Below are 19,091 nucleotides of genomic sequence, written 5' to 3' on the forward strand. Positions count from 1 at the left end.
CGGGTTACCGCTTTTCTTCCGGAAAGCTCGAGATTTGGTCGATATATGCGAACGCTTCCGCCCGCTGCCGCTCGACCTCGTCCTCGTTCCAGCCGAACAGCCGGCCCATCGTCTCCGTCACCGGTCCGACGAGCGCTTCCGCGCGCAGACGGTCGAAGTAGACGAGACCCGTCCGGCGAATGAGGAAATCGGTCGCGTTCACGGCCATCTCGTGCCCGGTCGCATACGCCAGCTCGGCCTCGAGCAAGGCCGCGTCGATCCCCCGGTCGGCGACGCCTCCACGCTTGGCGGACGCCGCGCTTGCAGTCGCCGCGGCCTCGGCGGCGGCAGCCGTTTCCCGGGACCGTTCGGCGTACCGGCGGAAAATCGCCTCCACGTTCGAGCCGTATCGGCCGAGCAAGTATTCCGTCTGCGCGCGCGGAATTCCGAGCTCCTCTCCCCGGCCGATCCACTGCCGGCGGTAATCGTCGTACGAGGCGAAGCCGCCTCGGTCGCCGCCGCTAATATTGTCGCGATCGGTGCGGCAGCCGACGGCTTGCCGCCCTTCCTCCTGCCCGAGCTCCCGCTCGACGAGGTCGACGACCTTCTCCGCCATTTTGCGGAAGCCGGTCAGCTTGCCTCCCGCGATCGTAATCAACCCCGAATCGGAACGGAAAATTTCGTCCTTGCGGGAAATTTCCGACGGCCCTTTGCCCTCCTCCCGGATCAGCGGGCGCAGCCCCGACCACGACGACTCGACGTCCTCCGCCGTCAGCTTGACGTCCGGAAAGGCGTGGTTGACCGCGTCGATCAAGTAATCGCGGTCTTGTCGCGTCGTGCGCGGCTCCTCGATGCTGCCCTCATAGAACGTATCGGTCGTGCCGATATACGTCTTGCCTTCGCGCGGAATGACGAAGATCATCCGGCCGTCCGGCACGTCGAGATAGGCGGACTGGCGAACGGGCAGGCGGGAATGGTCGACGACGAGATGGACGCCTTTCGTCAGCAGCAGCCGTTTGCCCTTCACCTCATGGTCCGCCGAGCGGACCCGGTCGACCCACGGACCGGCCGCGTTGACGATTTTTTTCGCATAAATCCGGTGCATGCGCCCCGTCAGCACGTCCTCCACCTCGACCCCGACCGCCTTGCCGTTCTCGTACAGGAAGCCGCCGGCCTTCGCGTAATTGACCAGCATGGCGCCGTGGCCGTGCGCGGTTTTGGCGATTTCGATCGTAAGCCGGGAATCGTCGGTGCGGTATTCGTAGTAGAAGCCCGAGCCCTTCAGGCCGTCTCGCTTGAACAGCGGCTCCAGCTCGAGCGTCCGTTCGCGGCCGTACATGATCCGGCGCTCGCCGCGCTTCACGCCCGCCAGCCAGTCGTATACGTACAGGCCGATCGCCGACATCCAGTAGCCGTACGTGCCGCCCTTGTAGATCGGCAGCATCATCGGGGCCGGAATGACGATATGCGGCGCTTTGTTGTACAGCAGCGCCCGCTCGCGGCCGACCTCCATGACGAGCTTCACTTCGCCCTGCTTCAAGTAGCGCAGGCCGCCGTGCACGAGCTTCGTCGATCGGCTGCTCGTTCCCCAGGAAAAGTCGCGCATCTCCACGAGTCCCGTCTTCAAGCCGCGCAGGCTGGCGTCCCAGGCGATGCCCGCCCCCGTTATGCCTCCTCCGATGACGAGCACGTCAAGCCGCTGCTCCGACATGCGCTGCAGCGTCTCCGCCCTCCGGTCGGCCGAAAATGTCAAATTCATCGCTAGCTCCCCTTCCCTGGACGACCCGGCCGGGCCGATCGGAATCGCGCCGATTTTCGCGAACGCGAAAAACCCTTTCGCATGAGAAAGCGGCCCGCTACGCGAAGTAGCAAGCGCTTAATCAGCAAAAGGGTTCTCCTCGTCTCCGCCCGTTTGTTGATGCCGTCCGTTCGATTGTCTTGCCACCAAGCGTATCACAGTACCCCCCGCTCTGTAAAGACGGACCGCGGCGGCAGGAACGCCCATTTTCAGGAAAAGGGCAGGTCGCGCAGGTCGAGAACGCTCCCGCTCGGGTACCGGTCGTCGAACAGGACGTCCAGCAGCTTGGCGGCCGCTTCGTCCGCCGCGGTCAGCTCGCCCGCTTGCTTCAGCCGCACGAACCGGTCGCGGTCGCGGAACCGTTCCGCGCTCGTCTCGCGAATGTCCCGCTGCATGTCCGTGTCGACGACGCCCGGTGCGACGGAGACGATCCGGACGCCGCCGCCCGTCTGCCCGTCATGCTCCGCGGCCACGCACCGGGTGAACATGTCGAGCCCGGCCTTCGAGGCGCAGTAGCCGCTCCACCCGGCGTACGGCTTCCTCCCCGCTCCCGACGACACGTTCAGCACGCGAAGGTCCGCGCCCCATCCTCCCGTCCGCCGCAAAAAAGCGGCGGTCAGCACCGCCGGCGCGATCAAATTGACGGCGATATTGCGGGCCAGCTCTTCGCCGTCCGCCCCTGCCGCCGGTCCCATCGGGTGAACCGTCCCCGCGTTGTTGATCAGGCAAGCCGTATCCGGCTTCGCCGCGCCGAACCCGGAGCAGGCCCGTTCCATCGCCGCCTCCAAGCCGCCGGCGTCGCTCAGATCGCAGCGGATCCAGTCGAGCTCCGCTCCGGCGGCGCGCGCTTCCTGCGCGAGACCTTCGGTCTCGCCCCTCGCGATCCCGACGAGGCGATGTCCCGGCCGCATCAGCCGGCGAACGATCGCCTCCCCGAGTCCTCTCGACGCGCCCGTCACGATAAACAGCTTCATCCGCGTTCCCTCCATGCCCGTACCGCGAGGCGGTACGCGTATCGTTGTCACCGATCCTACCAGATCGGCGGCGGCGAGGCAAGGCGGGGCCGCGTCCGCCCGGACGGTTGGGCGCGCGGGCGGAGCCGCTTCCTTAAAACGTGTTGTAAATGTTGTCGCATTCCCCGGCAATCGGCTCGTAGAAGCAGTGCAGCTTGTAGCGGCCGACGAGGCGTTGGTTGTACCAGGTCGGCGGGCAATCGCCTTCCGGGCGGAAGTACCACAGGCTGAACTTGCCCGGCCATACCCGCTCTCCGTTCACCGAACGGCGGGCCAGACGCTTTTCCTTCTCTCTCGCCCTCTGGTAAAAGTAACCGTGCAGCGTCGCTTCGAACGCATGGGGCTGGAACACCATCTGCGGAATCGTGCGGATGCCTTTGAAATCGGAGCAGTTTCCCCGAATCCGGTTGATGCCGACGTTGCCGACGAGCAGCATGCCCGTCTCGCCCTCTCCCTCCGCCTCGGCCCGCAGCAGCCTCGCGAGCAGATCGATATCGTTTTCCCTTGCTTTGACAACAGCCATTGGCTCCACCTCTTTGCGTATTCTACCTTTAGCGTATTGCGGTCGCCCCCGCTAGGTGAATCCCCATGCCGAATTTTCCTTATTCCCCGTATGCGACGAGGGATCGGAGCGAGCGGGGATTGCCAGATGCCGCCGGTCCGTGGTACAGTGGAAATGGATCGAAATTTGATTTGGGTAACTATTTTCAAATAGACGGGTGATGCTTATGAACAAAAACGACATGAAGCTGATCGTTCCGGAGCGCGAAGGGCAGCTCCGGTTCGCCTTCTCCCGGGGAGGACCCCGCGAGGGCGCCGGGCGCAAGGGGATCGGAGAAACGCGGAAGCTGTCGCTGACGCTGCCGGCGGAAGACTGGGAGCGGCTGGAGGCGCTGTGCACCGAGCTCGGCTGCTCGAAATCGGAGCTGCTGCGCGGCATGGTGCGGAGCTGCTTGTCCGAGCCGAAGCCGGAGGAGGCCTGATGCCGATGCTCGCGCATATTCGCCAAAGCCGGCTCGTTCACGCCCTGCAGCGCGTGATGCGGGCGCTTCCCGCCCAAAGCCCGATGCCGATTTTGTCCGGCCTGTACATGGAGGCGCGGCCCGACGGCGTGACGTTCGTCTGCAGCGGCTTCGGCTTGCGGATGGAGTCGGAGTTGGCGGCGCAGCCGGACGACGTCCGCATCGAAACGCCCGGGACGGTCGTCATCCCGGCGAAGCAGGCGTACGAGCTCGTCCGCAAGCTTCCCGACGGGCCGGTTTCGTTCGAAGCCGGGGCCGACGGCCGGACCGTCACGATCCGGACCGACGCGACCGTCTGCCGGCTGTGGAGCATGAGCCCGGACGAATATCCCGCCGCCTCGTCCCTGGAGCCGGACCGGCACCGGATCCGGCTGCGCAGCGACGAGCTGAAGACGATGATCCGGCAAGTGGCGTTCGCCGTCTCGCCGTCGGAGACGAGGCCGATTTTGACCGGCGTGTCGTGCCGGTTCGACGGCGGTTCCGTCAAGCTCGTCGCTTCGGACGGCATCCGGCTCGCCTCCCGCCAATCGCCCCCCGGTTCCGGCGGCGACGGCGAGCCGCTCGAGGTCGTCGTCCCGGGCCATCATCTGAACCAGCTGATGAAGACGCTGGAGGACGACGGACAAGCCGTGACGGACATTTCCGTGCGCGGCGCCCGGATCGTCTTCGCCTCCCGGGACTGGTCGCTCCATTCCGCCCTGCTTGAAGGCGCGTACCCGCCGACGGACAACGTCGTGCCGCGATCGGTTTCGGCCCGGATCGGGATCGGGACGGCACCGTTTTTGCAGGCGCTGGAGCGGGTCGGCCTGCTCGCCGGCGAAGGCAGCATCGTCCGGCTGGCGACGGAAACGACGGACGACGGGCGCTTTCTCCGGCTATGGTCCGATACGGCGGAGCTGGGGGATATCGTCGAACGGCTCCCGATCTTCGGGTCGGAGGGCGGCGACTTCGCCGTATCGTTCAACGGCAAATATATGCTCGAGATCGTGCGGTCGATCGACTGCGGCGCGCTGCACCTCCAGTTCGCCGGACCGCTCCGACCGATCGCGCTTCGGCCCGCCGAGGACGGGGACCGGCTGTTCTACGTGCTGACGCCGATCCGCACGCACGTTTAAAATAGGAGCGGCCTCCTTCCGGGAAGCCGCTTGAAGCCGGGAGCGCCGGACCTATACGGGACGGAACGAATGCCCGTACCGGAGGGGGCGGGCGTACGGGAAGCGAGCCCCTTTCGGCACGTTGTCACGAAACGTTCGCAGAACGTTCAACGGAACGCCTCCGCTCACATACCCGCCGTTCCGGCCGGTTATGCTAAGATGGGGGAAAAGGAAAAGACAGGAAGGGGGTAATCAAATGAATTCGAGCACGAAGGCGCGTTTCGCAGGCAGGGCGGCCGTCGCGGCCGCCTTGATCGGCGCCCTGCTTGCCGGCTGCGGAAGTGCGAGCAAGGATAACGCCGGGGCCGGAGCGGGTGCAGGTACGGGGACGGACGCCGGCAATACGACGACCGTCGCGGCGGATGCCGAGAAGCTGTACAAGAAAAGCTGCGTCTCTTGTCACGGCGACCAGTTGGAGGGACGCATCGGCCCGTCCACAAACTTGACCAAAGTCGGCGGCAAGCTGAGCCGCGACCAGATTGCGACGCAAATCGCGAACGGCGGCAACGGCATGCCGGGGTTCAAGGGCAAGCTGAACGAGGCGGAGATCGGCTCGCTGTCCGATTGGCTCGCGGCGAAGAAGTAGCTTCGGCGAACGCGTTCCCCTCGCACGCAACGACGCTAAAAAAAGAACGGGGCCGGACCCCGTTCTTTTGCATTGTCGGTTGTTAACGTCGCTGAATGTTCATTTCGCTAAAAACTTTGATAACGGACGTATTGAAGACGGCGTTAGCCGGTTTTCTTTCCCGGGCGCCTACGCCACCGCATTACTCCGTCTCCACGACGGCGTAGGCGCCGGCCATCGTGGCCGAATGGGTAATGCTCAGATGGATCGTCAGCTGCCGCATCTTCCCGAGCCGGGCGCATGCCCGCTCGGACAAGACGCATTCCGGCTTGCCGGTCGGTCCCGGCAGGATGCGGATGTCCTGGAAGCCGACCTCGCGGCCGATGCCGCAGCCGAGCGCCTTGACGACCGCCTCTTTGGCGGCGAACCGCCCGGCGACGTATTCCGCGAGCCTGCCGCCGCGACGCGACGCCTGCTCCCGCTCTTCCGGCGTCAGCACCCGCTCCACGAAGCGGTCGCCGTGCGGCTGCGCGAGCAGCTTTTTGATCCGATCGATTTCCAGCAGGTCGATTCCGACTCCCGCTATCATATTCATCCGTCCTCGCTTTCACGGCCTTTCGGTTCCGCTTCCTATCCGTTATTATAAGGAAAACGGCGATCGCCGTCTAATCGGCGGGGGAACCGGGCGGGAATAAGGTGCGTTCGTATGCTATTTCGCCGACATGCGCCGTCGCCCTGCCCGATAAGGTACATCTGTCCCTTATTTCCGCCGCAAGGACGGGTTCCGCCCCACTTATCGCACAACGGAGGTGCTCCCTATGGACGCAGCGCTCAAGCGCGAGCTATTGGACAAAGACCGCAAGCGGGTATGGCACCCGTTCACCCAAATGAAAGATTACGCCGAGCAGGACCACCTGCTCATCGAGAAAGCCGAAGGCTTGTACCTGTACGACGCCGACGGCAACCGCTATTACGACACCGTCTCGTCGTGGTGGGTCAACGTGCACGGCCACGGACACCCCCGGATCAAGCAGGCGATCGCCCGGCAGCTCGAGGAAACCGACCATATCATGTTCAGCGGCTTCACCCACCGGCCGGGCATCGAGCTGGCGGACAAGCTGATCGGCATCGTCCCGCCGGGGCTCGGCAAAGTATTCTACTCCGACAACGGCTCCACCGCCGTCGAGGTCGCCTTGAAGATGTCGTTCCAATATTGGCGCCACGTCGGCCGGCCGGAGAAGGCGAAGTTCGCCTTCCTCGAGCACAGCTACCACGGCGACACGCTCGGCGCCGTCAGCGTCGGCGGCGTCGACTTGTTCCACGCGACGTTCCGGCCGCTGCTGTTCGACGCGCACCGCGTCCCGTCGCCGGACGTGCGCGACTGGGCGGACGGCCGCCCGACGGCCGAGGCGGCGGAGGCGAGCGTCGCGGCCGCGATCGAGGCGGTGCGCCGCCTGTTCGAGGCGTCGGCCGACGAAATCGCGGGAATCATCGTCGAGCCGATGATCCAAGCCGCGGGCAGCATGCGCATGCATCCGGCCGCCTACCTCGCGCAGCTGCGCGAGCTGTGCACGCGTTACGACGTGCACCTGATCGCCGACGAGATCGCCGTCGGCTTCGGGCGAACGGGCACGATGTTCGCCTGCGAGCAGGCGGGCGTCACGCCCGACCTGCTCTGCCTCTCGAAGGGACTGACCGCCGGCATGATGCCGCTCGCCGCGACGCTGTGCACCGACAAGATATACGAGGCGTTCTACGACGATTACGAGACGCTGAAGACGTTTTTCCACGGCCACAGCTTCACGGGCAACCCGCTCGCCTGCGCCGTCGCCCTCGAAAGCTTGCGCATCTTCGAGGACGAACGCGTCATGGACCGGGTCCGGACGACGTCCGAGGCGCTCCGCGCCCGCCTTCCCCGGTTCGGCGAGTTCAGCCGGCACATCGCGAACGTCCGGCAGCTCGGCCTTGTAGCCGCCTTCGACCTGTACGAGGACGCGCCGTCGCGCCGGGCATATCCGTTCACGGAGCGGAGAGGCTTCAAGCTTTACTTGGAGGCGCTCCGAGAGGGGCTCATCCTCCGCCCGCTGGGCGACACGATCTATTACTGGCTGCCGCACTGCACGACCGTCGAGCAGCTCGACGACATCGTGGAGCGGACCTGCCGCGTGCTGGAGCGGCTGGGCTACCGGTGACCGCCACGACGAAAAAGACGCCTCGGCCGATCGGACCGGGGCGTCTCGCGTATTCGCGCACAAAGCTCAAATGCCCGGAATCGGGGACCGCTTGTGCTCCGTTTTCAAATATTGCTTCTCCAGCTTCTCCTTGGCGGCCGGATCGATGTCCTTGCCCTCCAGGTAGTCGCTGTTGTCGTCGTACGATATGCCAAGCTCCTTCTCGTCCGTCTGCCCTTCCCACAAGCCGGCCGTCGGCGCCTTGTCCAAGATCGGCTGCGGGACGCCGAGCCGTTGGGCGAGCTGGCGCACCTGACGCTTGTTCAGCGAGCTGAGCGGCGTAATGTCGACCGCGCCGTCGCCGTATTTCGTGAAAAACCCGGTAATCGCCTCGGAAGCGTGATCCGTGCCGACGACCAGCAGGTTCAAATCGAAGGCGAGAGCGTATTGGACGACCATCCGCGTGCGCGCCTTGATGTTGCCTTTGCCTTCCCGGCTCACGTGGCGCGGGATGCCGAGTCCTTTGAAGGCGTACTCGACCTCCAGGGCGATTTCGTCGACCGCCTGCTCGATGTTCGTCTCCGCCTTGTGCGTCAAGCCGAACGCCTCCGCCACCGCGTAGCTGTCCGAGATGTCCGCCTGCTCGCCGTAAGGCTGGAATACGCCGAGCGTGATGTACTCGCGGCCGGTCTCCTTCGTCAATTCGTCGGTCGCCCTCTTGCACAAGCCGGCCGCCACCGCGCTGTCCACGCCGCCGCTGATCGCGATCAACAGCCCGGACATGTTGCTGTTCAGCACGTACTGCTTCAAAAAATCGACCCGTTTGCGAATTTCGGCATCGACGTCGATCTCCGGCTTGACGCCGAATCGCGCGATAATGTCCTGCTGCAAGCTCATCGTCTCCATCACCTTTCCGGGATTGTCACCCTTTCTAACATCCAGTATAGTGTACCGTCGCCAGATTTCAAGCTCGGTCCCGAAAAAGACGCGCGAATCTTCGCGTCGGCCCCGCCGTGCAAGCTTACCTCGCGTACGCCGCGTCCCTTCCCGCGGCCACGATCGTCCCTTCGTCGCCCCCTTCGCAGATCCGTCTCATCGCACCGGCCCGGTCGAAGTTGAAGACGTGCAAAGGCAGTCCGTAATCGCGCGCCAGCAGGAAAGCGGACGGATCCATTACCTTCAAATCCCGGCGGATAACCTCCTCGTAAGGGAGAGAAGCGAACAACCGGGCGCCGGCATCCCGCTTCGGATCGCTTTCGTAGACGCCGTCCACTCCTTGCTTCGCGACGAGAATCGCCTGCGCGTTCACTTCAAGCGCACGCTGAACCGCCGGATAGTCGGTCGTGACGTAAGGCTGGCCGTTCCCGCCCGCGAAAATGACGATATACCCCTTCTCCAGATGGTGAATCGCCCGCAGCCGGATATACGGCTCCGCGACCGCGTTGACGGGGAGAGACGACATGACCCGCACCTCCCGGTCCGTCTTCGCCTTCAATACGCCGCGCAGCATCAAGCTGTTGATGACCGTCGCAAGCGTCCCGATGCTGTCCGCCTCCGCCCGCTCGATCCCCCAAGCCTCCGCCATGCTTCCGCGAAAAATGTTGCCGCCGCCGACGACGAGGCCGACCTCGATGCCGAGACGCGCCACCGCCAGCACCTCGTCCGCAATATGCTCCAGCCGGCCGGGATCGAAGCCGACCGTCCCTCCGCCTGCCATCGCCCCGCCGCTTAGCTTGACCAATACCCGCTTGTACCGCATGCCCCGCGCACCTCCGTTTTGTCCGAAAAAAATAGCGCCGAAGCCGGAAGCCTCGACGCCTTGCCTAACGTATATCCAATACGGCCACCGAAACCGTCGGCCGTAACAACGGGAATATAGCCGCTAACACTGATGCCGATTCCGCGATTGCGAGCGATCGTCGTCATGGTTCCGCCCCCTCTTCCCGTTTCTTCCATCGGATCATACCGAAAAGCGGGCGGTTTTTCAAGATCGCCTGCACGCCTACGCCGATCATCATTTTCTATCATAATGATAAAATAGTTAAAGTTTATCTTATCACTCCATTCGCATACAATAGCCTCAAACGAAGAAAAGGGTGACTGTTCATGAACGAGCCGAACTTGCTGCGCGAACAATTTCCTTACGAGACGCCGCCCCTCATCGCCTTTGACGGCGTCGACGTGCCGATGTCCCGTCCCGCGGACATTTTCATTACGGACACGACGTTCCGCGACGGTCAGCAGGCGCGTCCGCCGTATACCGTCGATCAGATCGTCGCACTGTTCGACCTGCTGCATCGGCTGTCGGGACCGAGAGGCGTCATTCGCCAAACCGAGTTTTTCCTCTACAGCGAAAAAGACCGGCAGGCGGTCCGCGCCTGTCAGGAGCGCGGCTACGCCTTTCCGGAAATTACGGCGTGGATCCGGGCGGTCGCGAACGATTTCCAGCTCGTCAAAGCGATGGGCATCCGCGAAACGGGCATCCTGACGTCCTGCTCGGACTACCATATCCATCTGAAGCTCGGCTTGAACCGCGAACGGGCGATGGCTCAGTATGTATCGGTCGTCGAGTCGGCCCTCTCCGAAGGGATCCGCCCGAGGTGCCATCTCGAGGACGTCACCCGCGCCGACGTGTACGGCTTCGTCGTCCCGTTCGTGCAGCGGCTCGTCACGCTGTCCGAGGAGAGCGGCATTCCGGTGAAGGTGCGGCTGTGCGACACGATGGGGTACGGCGTCAGCTATCCGGGCGCGACACTCCCCCGCAGCGTCCCGAGGCTGCTGCACACGCTCCGGACCGAGACGGGCATCGCTTCCGCGCAGCTGGAATGGCACGGGCACAACGATTTTTACAAAGTGCTGACGAACGCCGCGACCGCCTGGCTGTACGGCTGCTCCGGCGTAAACGGCACGCTGCTCGGCTTCGGCGAACGGACCGGCAATACGCCGATCGAGGGGCTGCTGTTCGAATATATGGGGCTGACGGGGGATACCTCGGTCGACACGCGCATCGTTACGGAAATCGCCGACTACTTCGAACGCGAGCTCGGTTACGCGATCCCGCCGATGACGCCGTTCGTCGGCCGATCGTTCAACGTGACCGCGGCCGGCATCCACGCCGACGGCGTCATCAAGAACGAGGAAATCTACAACATCTTCGATACGGCCAAGCTGCTCGACCGTCCGCTCGGCGTGCTCGTCACGGACAAAGCCGGCGCCGCCGGCGTCGCCCATTGGGTGAACCGCCGGCTCGGACTGGCCGGCGATGCGCGCATCGACAAGCGCCATCCGGGCATCGCCGCCATGTACGACTGGGTCGTCGCCCAATACGAGGACGGCCGGACGACGAGCTTGTCGGACGACGAGCTGCTGGGCGCGGCGCGGCGGCATTTGCCCGAATGGTTCCCGCCTGCGTAATGCGCCGAAGGGGCAAAAACCCCCTGAAGCTCCGTTTCTCGGAGCCTCAGGGGGTGAATCGTTCGTCGGCCGTTCACGCGTCGAACTGCGCGCGTTCCCGTCCGACCGTGACACCGTACGTTTCGAGCAGACGCGCTTCCGGCTGGTCGCTGAACCGTTCCAAATCGTTGTAGGCCGGGATCCCGTGCATCGCCATGTCGAGCCCTTCCTCTTCTTCGGCTGCGCCGACACGCAGACCTACCGTCGCCTTCAATCCTTTCGCCAAGACGAAGCTGACGGCGAATCCCCACGCCGATACGACGGCGACGCCCAGCAGCTGGACGAGCAGAAGCCGCGTCTGTCCGGTCGTGAGCAGCCCCGCCTGCGTATCGAACAAGCCGACGGCGACCGTGCCGAACAGGCCGTTGACGCCGTGCACCGCTACCGCGCCCACGGGATCGTCGATCTTCATCTTGTCGACGGCGAGCGTCCCCCAGATGACGAACAAGCCGGCCAGCAGGCCGATGACGATGGCCGAATACGAGCTCACGAACGCGCAGCCCGCCGTGATGGCGACAAGTCCGGCCAGCGCGCCGTTCATCGTCATGCTCGGGTCGGCTTTGCCGTACCGGAACATCGTGTACAGCATCGACGAAGCCCCGCCCGCCGACGCCGCCAGCGACGTGTGCAGGGCGATCGAGGGCAGGTTCGCGTCGAACGCGTTCAGCGTGCTCCCGGCGTTGAAGCCGAACCAGCCGAACCATAAAATGAAGGCGCCCGCCGAAGCGAGCGGAATGTTGCTCGGCGCGAACACGTTGACGCTGCCGTCCGAATTGAACCGCCCCCGCCGGGGGCCGACCGCATAGGCGAGCGCCAGCGCCGAGAAGCCGCCCATCGCGTGAACGGCCGCGGAGCCGGCGAAATCTTTCATCCCGAGACGGGCGAGCCAGCCGTCGGCGTTCCAGATCCAGTGGCCCGAGATCGGGTACAGGACGGCCGCCACGAACAGCGCCACGAGGATGTACGCCTTGAACGACATCCGCTCCGCGACGGCGCCGGATATGATCGAGATGACCGCGACGGCGAAGCCGAGCTGGAACAAAACGTACGCCGGCAGCGGCAAGTCGATCGACAGCTTCAACGACTCGGCCGCCCCCCATAGATCGAAGCTGACGAAGCCGCCCCAGTCGGAGCCGAACATGATGCCGAAGCCGATCAAGTAAAAGGCGAGCGCCCCTACGGTCAGATCGACGAAAATTTTCATCGTGACGTTCACCGCGTTTTTCGTGCGGACGAGTCCCGCTTCCAGCAAGCTGAAGCCGCCCTCCATGAACAGCACCATAGCCGCCGCCATGACGACCCACACCGTATTGAACGAGGTAATCGCTTCCCCACTCATCCTCGCTGCCTCCCACTCTCCTAACGTTAAAACCCATTATAGGAGCGTTCGGCAGTTTAGTCAACGACGCATGTAAGGTTATCTAACATAATTTCGAAATAAATGTTTCCAATCATCCGCAGGGCGGCGGGCCGAAGCAACCCGCCGCTTTCCGAATGAGCCTCCGTCATGCCTGCTGGCGTATCGCCCGCATCAGGCGGACTCTTGGGTCAAGCTCCGGGTTCATGATGTGCCGGACGTAGTCTTCGGCGCTGCGGCTTACCGCTTCGTCGGGCGCGCCGGCGGCTCCGTGGAACACGAAGCTCGGCAAAAACTTCATGCCGATCAATCCCGCCAACGCCTGCATCGGCTTCGTAAATTCGCTCATGCCGAACCCTTGAAACCCTCCGGCCTGATAGGCGTCCGCACCGGAGCCGGTCGAGATCGCCAGCACGAGCTCCTTGCCCGAGAGCCCCCGTCCGCCGGGGCCCATGATCCATTGCGACTCCAGCACCTCCTCCATCCATTGCTTGAAGAAAGCCGGTGCGCTGTACCAATAAAACGGGAATTGAAAAACGATCCGGTCGTGCGCTAGCAGCAGCTCCCGCTCGCGGGCCGTATCGATGACCTTGTCCGGATAGGCCCCATACAAGTCGTGTACCGTTATGCCCTCCGTTTGCTTCAGCTTCTCGAGCCACGTCCGATTGACTTTGGACTGCTCCATGCGCGGATGCGCCGCAAACACGATCACGTTCAATCCGATTCCTCCTTCGCGTTTTCCAAAACTATTTTTCGACTGACACGAATGTCAATATAACGGGCAAAAAAAATTACTCGGGCCGAATGACCGCCACCGCCGATTCGACCACTTGCCCGAGGACGACCTCCAGCCGTTCCAGCGCCTCTGCTTCCGAAGTCCCGTTTGCAAGCATCTCTCGCTGCAGCTGTCCCAAATAGTTCATCCCTTGCGATACGGCTCCCCAAAACTGCATCGCCAGCAGACTCGCGTCTCCGCCACGGATCGTACCGTCGCGCATGCCCGCCTCGACCGCTTCCGTCATCGGCCGGATGAAGCTCTTCATCCATTCGAACGGGGAGAACGTTCCGGGATCGTACAAATATTGGACGTCCAGGGCGATGCGCATGTAGAACCGGGCGGTCGCGGGATCCTCCAGCACTTGCCGGCAAACTTTCTCCGCATACTCGACGAACCGTTCGAAAGCCGGGCCTTCCCGTTCGAAATGCGACCGGGTGAACTGCCGGCTCCCCTCCATCATATGCTCGTAAAGCTCGCGAAACAGCGTCCGCTTGTCTTTGAAATAATGGTAGACGAGCCCGCGCGCAAGTCCGGCCCGCTCCGCGATTTCGCCGATTTCGGACGCCGCGTAGCCCTTCTCCGCATAGACGAGAACGGCCGCGCGCAGCAGCTGCCGCATCCGCTCCTTGCGAATCTCTTCATTCTGTTCCTTGGTGCGCGGCGACATGTGAGTCCCTGCCTTTCGTTGACATGCGTGTCAGTCAAAATCATAAGCAACCCGACGGCTTTTGTCAAGGCGAGCCGAAGCGTTCCAACGGGTGCTTCAACTCCATTATGAGCCGAAAACAGGGAACGGGTAAAAAAGCTTGCTGCGGGTACGCCCGTCAACGAAAAAAAGACGCCTCTCGGCGCCTCTTCCCGTTCCGTTCGTTCCGTTCAAGAGCGAAGCTCGTCGATCGTCTCGTCGAATTCGCCCGTCCTCACGTTGTACATTTCGAGTACCGGCAGGACGAATATTTTGCCGTCGCCCATCTCGCCGGTTTGGGCCGTCCGGATAATCGTCTGCACCGTCTCCTGCACTTTGTAGTCGGATACGACGATTTCCATCTTCACCTTGGCATGCAAATTGACCGTATACGTTTTGCCGCGGTATACGCCGGTCGCGTTTTTTTGCTGGCCCCGGCCTTGCGCCTGCGTCACGGTAAACCCGGTAACGCCGATCTCGCGCAGCGCTTCGATCACCTCGCGCAGCTTCTCGGGCCGGATGATCGCTTCGATCTTCTTCATATGGTCACTCCCCCGTCGGTAACACCGTCTTGCTCCCTATGTTACCGCGATCGGACGTCTTCGATCAACAGCGATTCGTGCCGGCTCCGTCCGGTGGAACGAAGTATAGCGGTCATACGAAAAAACCGCCGGGGCGGCAGCCCCGACGGCTTGATCGTCACGATGGTTATCGGCAGTATTGCTCGAACGCGCGGGTCAAGTCGGCGGCGATCTCGTCGGCCGACCGGTTCTCGATCTGGTGGCGCTCGATCATGTGCACGAGCTCCCCGTCTTTCATCAACGCGATGGACGGCGAGGACGGCGGGTACGGAGCGAAATATTCCCGCGCCTTGGCGGTCGCTTCCTTATCTTGTCCGGCGAACACCGTGTACAGGTGGTCCGGGGTAATGTCGTGCTGCAGCGCCTTGGCTACGCCCGGACGGCATTGGCCGGCCGCGCAGCCGCATACGGAGTTGACGACGACGAGCGACGTGCCCTTCGCCTTGTCGAACTGCTCGACGACTTCCTCCGGCGTGCGCAGCTCCTGAATGCCGAGACGGGTCAATTCGTCCCGCATCGGTTGAACCATATCCCGCATATATGCTTCGAAAGACATGGACATGTTCGCTTCACTCCTCGACGATTCGCAAGTTCGAATCGAAAATGGTTACGACCCCATTATACAACTCCTGCTTGCGTAAGCAAAGCCCCATGCGGTCCGGACGCGAACGGCGGGCGGCCGTACCCGCGCTTTCGTACGTCGCCGGTCGGGTTAACGACGGCCGCCGCCTTCTCCCCCGGCTTCGTCCCGCTCCTCGCCGTCCGCACTCTCCAGGCTCTCCTCGTAGGCGACGTCCTTGTCCGGGTGCATGAACCGCCCCCCTTGCGCCGACGGAAAAATGCCTTTCTCGAAATAGTCGCGGTTTTCCTCGGTTCGAAAGCCGATATCCTTGAACGGATGCACCCATTGATCCCCGGCCATGACGAACGGGTCCGTCTCTTCGCTCCATTGGGAAAGCGGGGATTGCGGCGATTCGTATTCGTGGTCGCCGATCGTGACGCCGAACTCGTTGACGAACGGTTCGCGCGGCCCTCTTCCTTCCGTAAATTGCGGCAAAAAGTCGATCTCGAACGGATCGAGCGACTCGTCGGGTCCGTTCGCATCCGTTCTCTTCTCGTTATCGTTCATGGGCAGCCCCTCCGGCGTCCGGTCTCAAACCGACGGCCGATTCGGGCCGTCCAGTTTTTTGTCGACCGCCTCGCCTGCCGGAGTGTCTTGCCGGTTGCGTTCGTTTTGCTCGGCTTGGCGGCGCTGAGCGGCCGAATCTTGCGTGTTCGTTTGCTTCGTAGACATGGATGTCATCTCCTTTCGCCCCTTATTATGCGTCGGAAAGGAGGAAACGATGCCGATTCCGGCCAAGGCGAGCCCCCGCCATTGGGCGCCCGACAAGAACAGCAGCGAAGGCTCCGCGGCGTCCCAGATCGAGACGGCCAGCAGTCCGATCCCCATATGGAGCGCGGCGTATCGGAACAGCTCGCCCGTCCCCGCCGACGCCCGTCCCCGCCACAGCCGGATCGCCGCGGCCAAGGCGACGAGTAGCATGTAGCCGGAAACCGGATGGTACCGGTACGCCGGATCGTTCAGCACGATGCCCCACGGCATCGCGGTCGGCTTGCCGTAGCGCCAGTCAATCATGACGTAGACGATCGTAGCGGCGACCGCCCCGCATGCCGCCAAGTCCAGAACGAGCCGTGCCGGTATCCCTTTCCGCCGGCTAGCCGCATAGCCGTACGCGATCGCCGCCGCCACGGCGAGCACCGCCTCCCGCGTGCCGCCGTTCAGCATGAGCAGCGCCGCCGGACGCTCCCAGACGACCGACGGCGCGAACAGGACGTGGCCGAATTTCCACACGACGAGCGCGAGCAGCGCCGCGCTCTGCATCGCGTCGGCCGCATGACCGGCGGCCGGTCCGACCGGCCGGGACATCGCGCGTACAGCGACAAGGGCCGCCAATCCCGCGGCGACGGCGGCGAGCAGGCCGGTCTGGATCGCGAACGGCCCCCAACTGAGCAGCTCCGGCAAACGTCATCCCTCCGTTCCACGATGTATAACCAAGCGAATTCGATACACCCTATCGATATCCGAAAAAGCCGAGAAGACGGTTTTTCAAGTTCCATCACCGTAAGGAGGATTCGCCATGAATACGATTCGCCTGTCGCTGCTGCTGTTCGCTCTAGTCGCGGCCGCGCGTACCCCTTCCGAACCGAGCTCGGCCGGCCCCGAAGCCGCAGCGGTCCGGACGAACCGCGAAGCCCCGCTTGCGACGTTCGCATTGCTGAGCGATATCCATATTCAAGAGACGGACGCCCTGTCCCACGAACTGTTCGTGAAAGCGCTTCAAGACCATTATACCATAAACCGGAACGCCGACATGCTTGTCTTGAACGGCGATTTGACGAACGGCAGCGCGGTCGATTTCGATCGGCTCGGCGCTTTGCTGGACGCCGTCCCCCATGCGCCCGTACGGGCGACGATGGGCAACCATGATTTTTACCGGATGTGGCTGCACGACGACCGCTACGATTACACCCGGCTGAGCGGCGAATGGAGCTCGGCTCGGGCCGTCGACCAATTCGAACGGCAGTTCGGGTACGACCGTCCGTATCACGAGGCGTCGGTGCGGGGCGTCCCGTTTCTGTTTATGAGCGGCGAAGCGTACCGGGACGTCGAGCCTTCCGTGGCGGAGGACGCGTATTTATCCGACGGGCAGCTCGATTGGCTGGAGGAGCGGCTGGCCGCGTTTCGGATTTGGCGCGAAGCCGGGAGCCGGCCCGAACGCCGCTTGCCGGCGCTCGTCTTCCTCCATCAGCCGCTGCCGGATACGGTGGACGGAAGCGGCGCCAAACGCGGCGTCGTCCAGCACGAGCGGCTGCGCGCCATTCTGAGTAAATATCCTTTCGCCGTGCTGTTCTCCGGCCACACCCACTGGGACGCGGAGACGACGAAGCAAGTATGGCGGGGCGGCTTCGCCGCCGTCGGAAGCGGCGCGGTGCGGGGCGCCTACTCGTCCGCCGACCGGCCGATCGAGCCGCTCAAGAGCGAAAGCTTGTACGTCGAAGCGTATCCGGGACGGGTCGTCGTCCGGGCGCGGGACCACGGCGCGAAGCGGTGGATCGGCGAGCCGTCCGTCCTCACGTTCCGCTAGCAGAGCCATTTTCTTTTTGCCCGGAAACGCGATACAATGGGCGTAATCCCCACGTCCCGACCGGGAATGGGAAAGGAGCGGAGTACGTTGGTTTACGACGTTATCGTCATCGGCGGCGGGCCGTCCGGCTTGATGGCCTGCATCGCGGCAAGCGCCTCCGGCGCCCGCGTGCTGCTGGTGGACAAAGGAGACAAGCTCGGCCGGAAGCTGGGCATTTCGGGAGGCGGCCGGTGCAACGTGACGAACGCCAAGGAGACGGACGAGCTGGTGAAGCACATTCCCGGCAACGGGCGTTTCCTGTACAGCGCGCTTCACACGTTCGGCAACCGGGATATCATCGCTTTCTTCGAAGGGATGGGCATTCGGCTGAAGGAAGAAGACCGCGGGCGCATGTTCCCGGTTACCGATAAGGCGAAGACGGTCGTCGACGCCCTCGTCGGCCGGGTTCGCGCGCAGGGCGTGGCGATCCGGGTGAACAGCCCGGTCGACCGGGTGCTGTACGAGAACGGCCGGACGGCGGGCGTCCGGCTGCGGACGGGCGAGCGGCTCGCGGGGCGGTGCGTCGTCATCGCGACGGGCGGCAAGTCGGTGCCGCATACCGGCTCGACCGGCGACGGCTACGCCTGGGCGGAGGAGGCCGGGCATACGATTACGGAGCTGTACCCGACGGAGGTGCCGATCACGTCGAACGAGCCGTTCATTCGCAGCAAGGAGCTGCAGGGGCTGAGCTTGCGCGGCATTCATTTGTCCGTCTGGAACGAGAAAGGGAAACAAATCGTCGAGCACGAAGGGGATATGATCTTTACCCATTTCGGCATCTCCGGCCCGGCCGCCCTGCGGTGCAGCCAGTTCGTCGTGAAGGAGCGGAAGAAAAACGAAGGCCGGCCCGTTCCGATGACGATCGACCTGCTGCCCGACCGGACGGCGGACGACATTTATGCCGACACGATGCGGCTTGCCCGCGAAGAACCGAAGAAAGCGGTCAAAAACGTGCTGAAGGGCTATTTCCCCGAGCGGCTCATTCCGCTGCTGCTCGAACGGGCCGGCATTCGCGAGGACGTCACGTACGACAATATTCCGAAGCAGCCGTGGGCGGAGCTGGCCAAGCTGGCCAAGGCGTTCCCGCTGCGGGCGAACGGGACGCTGTCGATCGAGGAGGCGTTCGTGACGGGCGGCGGCGTCCATCTGAAGGAGATCGACCCGAAGTCGATGCAGTCGAAGAGGATGCCGGGGCTGTTTTTTTGCGGCGAGGTGCTGGACGTTCACGGGTATACGGGCGGCTATAACATAACGGCGGCGTTTTCGACCGGCTACACGGCCGGGCAACACGCGGCGGCGGAGGCGACGGCGGTCGCTTCGATCTAGACGGCGAAAAGCGGGGTGTCCGGT

20 protein-coding genes are annotated in these 19,091 nt (G+C 63.6%); 7 read left to right on the plus strand and 13 right to left on the minus strand.

The window, feature by feature from the left end:
* Positions 1 to 4: 4 nt before the first annotated feature.
* The 3 genes from DLM86_RS28430 to DLM86_RS28440 all read right to left on the minus strand — a co-directional run bounded on the left by DLM86_RS28430 (position 5) and on the right by DLM86_RS28440 (position 3,313).
* Entirely contained in the window at positions 5 to 1,738 is a 1,734-nt protein-coding gene (locus tag DLM86_RS28430) for a glycerol-3-phosphate dehydrogenase/oxidase (protein WP_110843441.1), read from the minus strand.
* A 248-nt stretch (positions 1,739 to 1,986) separates the two neighbouring features.
* Complete coding sequence (locus tag DLM86_RS28435) at positions 1,987 to 2,751, minus strand: SDR family NAD(P)-dependent oxidoreductase (protein WP_158289702.1); 765 nt, start codon at positions 2,749 to 2,751, stop codon at positions 1,987 to 1,989.
* Positions 2,752 to 2,884: 133 nt separating this feature from the next.
* Positions 2,885 to 3,313, minus strand: a complete 429-nt coding sequence (locus DLM86_RS28440) for a cell wall hydrolase (RefSeq protein ID WP_110843443.1) — start codon at positions 3,311 to 3,313, stop codon at positions 2,885 to 2,887.
* Positions 3,314 to 3,518: 205 nt separating this feature from the next.
* Between DLM86_RS28440 and DLM86_RS28445 the strand changes: the two genes are divergently transcribed.
* The 3 genes from DLM86_RS28445 to DLM86_RS28455 all read left to right on the plus strand — a co-directional run bounded on the left by DLM86_RS28445 (position 3,519) and on the right by DLM86_RS28455 (position 5,552).
* Entirely contained in the window at positions 3,519 to 3,773 is a 255-nt protein-coding gene (locus DLM86_RS28445; RefSeq protein WP_110843444.1) for a ribbon-helix-helix protein, CopG family, read from the plus strand.
* Positions 3,773 to 4,927, plus strand: a complete 1,155-nt coding sequence (gene dnaN / locus DLM86_RS28450) for a DNA polymerase III subunit beta (RefSeq protein ID WP_110843445.1) — start codon at positions 3,773 to 3,775, stop codon at positions 4,925 to 4,927. The genes DLM86_RS28445 and dnaN overlap by 1 nt, the downstream gene beginning before the upstream one ends.
* A gap of 235 nt (positions 4,928 to 5,162) precedes the next feature.
* Positions 5,163 to 5,552 (plus strand): c-type cytochrome, encoded by a 390-nt coding sequence (locus tag DLM86_RS28455; RefSeq protein WP_211326600.1) that lies wholly within the window; start codon positions 5,163 to 5,165, stop codon positions 5,550 to 5,552.
* Positions 5,553 to 5,733: 181 nt separating this feature from the next.
* On the opposite strand, the gene acpS is transcribed toward DLM86_RS28455, so the two are convergent.
* Complete coding sequence (gene acpS, locus DLM86_RS28460; protein WP_110843488.1) at positions 5,734 to 6,120, minus strand: holo-ACP synthase; 387 nt, start codon at positions 6,118 to 6,120, stop codon at positions 5,734 to 5,736.
* Between the two features lie 229 nt (positions 6,121 to 6,349).
* Between acpS and bioA the strand changes: the two genes are divergently transcribed.
* On the plus strand, positions 6,350 to 7,723 hold the full coding sequence (bioA, locus tag DLM86_RS28465; RefSeq protein WP_110843446.1) for an adenosylmethionine--8-amino-7-oxononanoate transaminase: 1,374 nt from the start codon (positions 6,350 to 6,352) through the stop codon (positions 7,721 to 7,723).
* Positions 7,724 to 7,789: 66 nt separating this feature from the next.
* Here bioA and nadE read toward each other — a convergent pair whose 3' ends face one another.
* On the minus strand, positions 7,790 to 8,599 hold the full coding sequence (gene nadE, locus DLM86_RS28470) for an ammonia-dependent NAD(+) synthetase (RefSeq protein ID WP_110843447.1): 810 nt from the start codon (positions 8,597 to 8,599) through the stop codon (positions 7,790 to 7,792).
* Between the two features lie 124 nt (positions 8,600 to 8,723).
* On the minus strand, positions 8,724 to 9,461 hold the full coding sequence (gene pyrH, locus DLM86_RS28475) for a UMP kinase (RefSeq protein ID WP_110843448.1): 738 nt from the start codon (positions 9,459 to 9,461) through the stop codon (positions 8,724 to 8,726).
* A gap of 347 nt (positions 9,462 to 9,808) precedes the next feature.
* Here pyrH and DLM86_RS28480 point away from each other — a divergent pair, with 347 nt between their 5' ends.
* Positions 9,809 to 11,116: a beta/alpha barrel domain-containing protein gene (locus DLM86_RS28480; RefSeq protein ID WP_110843449.1), complete on the plus strand. Its 1,308-nt coding sequence runs from the start codon at positions 9,809 to 9,811 to the stop codon at positions 11,114 to 11,116.
* A 73-nt stretch (positions 11,117 to 11,189) separates the two neighbouring features.
* On the opposite strand, the gene DLM86_RS28485 is transcribed toward DLM86_RS28480, so the two are convergent.
* From DLM86_RS28485 to DLM86_RS28515, 7 genes are all read right to left on the minus strand, one after another.
* The gene (locus DLM86_RS28485; RefSeq protein WP_110843450.1) at positions 11,190 to 12,494 is read right to left on the minus strand and encodes an ammonium transporter; all 1,305 of its coding nucleotides are present in this window, start codon (positions 12,492 to 12,494) and stop codon (positions 11,190 to 11,192) included.
* Positions 12,495 to 12,660: 166 nt separating this feature from the next.
* Positions 12,661 to 13,224 carry an NAD(P)H-dependent oxidoreductase gene (locus DLM86_RS28490; protein WP_342773125.1) on the minus strand — a complete coding sequence of 188 codons (564 nt, stop codon included), beginning with the start codon at positions 13,222 to 13,224 and terminating at the stop codon, positions 12,661 to 12,663.
* A 79-nt stretch (positions 13,225 to 13,303) separates the two neighbouring features.
* Positions 13,304 to 13,957 (minus strand): TetR/AcrR family transcriptional regulator, encoded by a 654-nt coding sequence (locus DLM86_RS28495; RefSeq protein ID WP_110843452.1) that lies wholly within the window; start codon positions 13,955 to 13,957, stop codon positions 13,304 to 13,306.
* Positions 13,958 to 14,166: 209 nt separating this feature from the next.
* Complete coding sequence (locus DLM86_RS28500) at positions 14,167 to 14,517, minus strand: P-II family nitrogen regulator (protein WP_110843453.1); 351 nt, start codon at positions 14,515 to 14,517, stop codon at positions 14,167 to 14,169.
* 166 nt (positions 14,518 to 14,683) lie between these two features.
* Positions 14,684 to 15,118, minus strand: coding sequence for a BrxA/BrxB family bacilliredoxin (locus tag DLM86_RS28505; RefSeq protein ID WP_110843454.1), 435 nt, complete (start codon positions 15,116 to 15,118; stop codon positions 14,684 to 14,686).
* 150 nt (positions 15,119 to 15,268) lie between these two features.
* A complete protein-coding gene (locus tag DLM86_RS28510) occupies positions 15,269 to 15,685 on the minus strand; it encodes a DUF3905 domain-containing protein (protein WP_110843455.1) in 417 nt (138 codons plus the stop codon).
* Between the two features lie 24 nt (positions 15,686 to 15,709).
* Positions 15,710 to 16,579, minus strand: coding sequence for a hypothetical protein (locus DLM86_RS28515; protein ID WP_110843456.1), 870 nt, complete (start codon positions 16,577 to 16,579; stop codon positions 15,710 to 15,712).
* A 115-nt stretch (positions 16,580 to 16,694) separates the two neighbouring features.
* Here DLM86_RS28515 and DLM86_RS28520 point away from each other — a divergent pair, with 115 nt between their 5' ends.
* Together DLM86_RS28520 and DLM86_RS28525 are read left to right on the plus strand one after the other, a co-directional pair.
* The gene (locus DLM86_RS28520; protein ID WP_110843457.1) at positions 16,695 to 17,702 is read left to right on the plus strand and encodes a metallophosphoesterase family protein; all 1,008 of its coding nucleotides are present in this window, start codon (positions 16,695 to 16,697) and stop codon (positions 17,700 to 17,702) included.
* Between the two features lie 87 nt (positions 17,703 to 17,789).
* A complete protein-coding gene (locus DLM86_RS28525) occupies positions 17,790 to 19,067 on the plus strand; it encodes a BaiN/RdsA family NAD(P)/FAD-dependent oxidoreductase (RefSeq protein ID WP_110843458.1) in 1,278 nt (425 codons plus the stop codon).
* Positions 19,068 to 19,091: the final 24 nt, after the last annotated feature.

Source organism: Paenibacillus flagellatus (assembly GCF_003217775.1).
GTDB classification, from domain to species: domain Bacteria; phylum Bacillota; class Bacilli; order Paenibacillales; family NBRC-103111; genus Paenibacillus_AB; species Paenibacillus_AB flagellatus.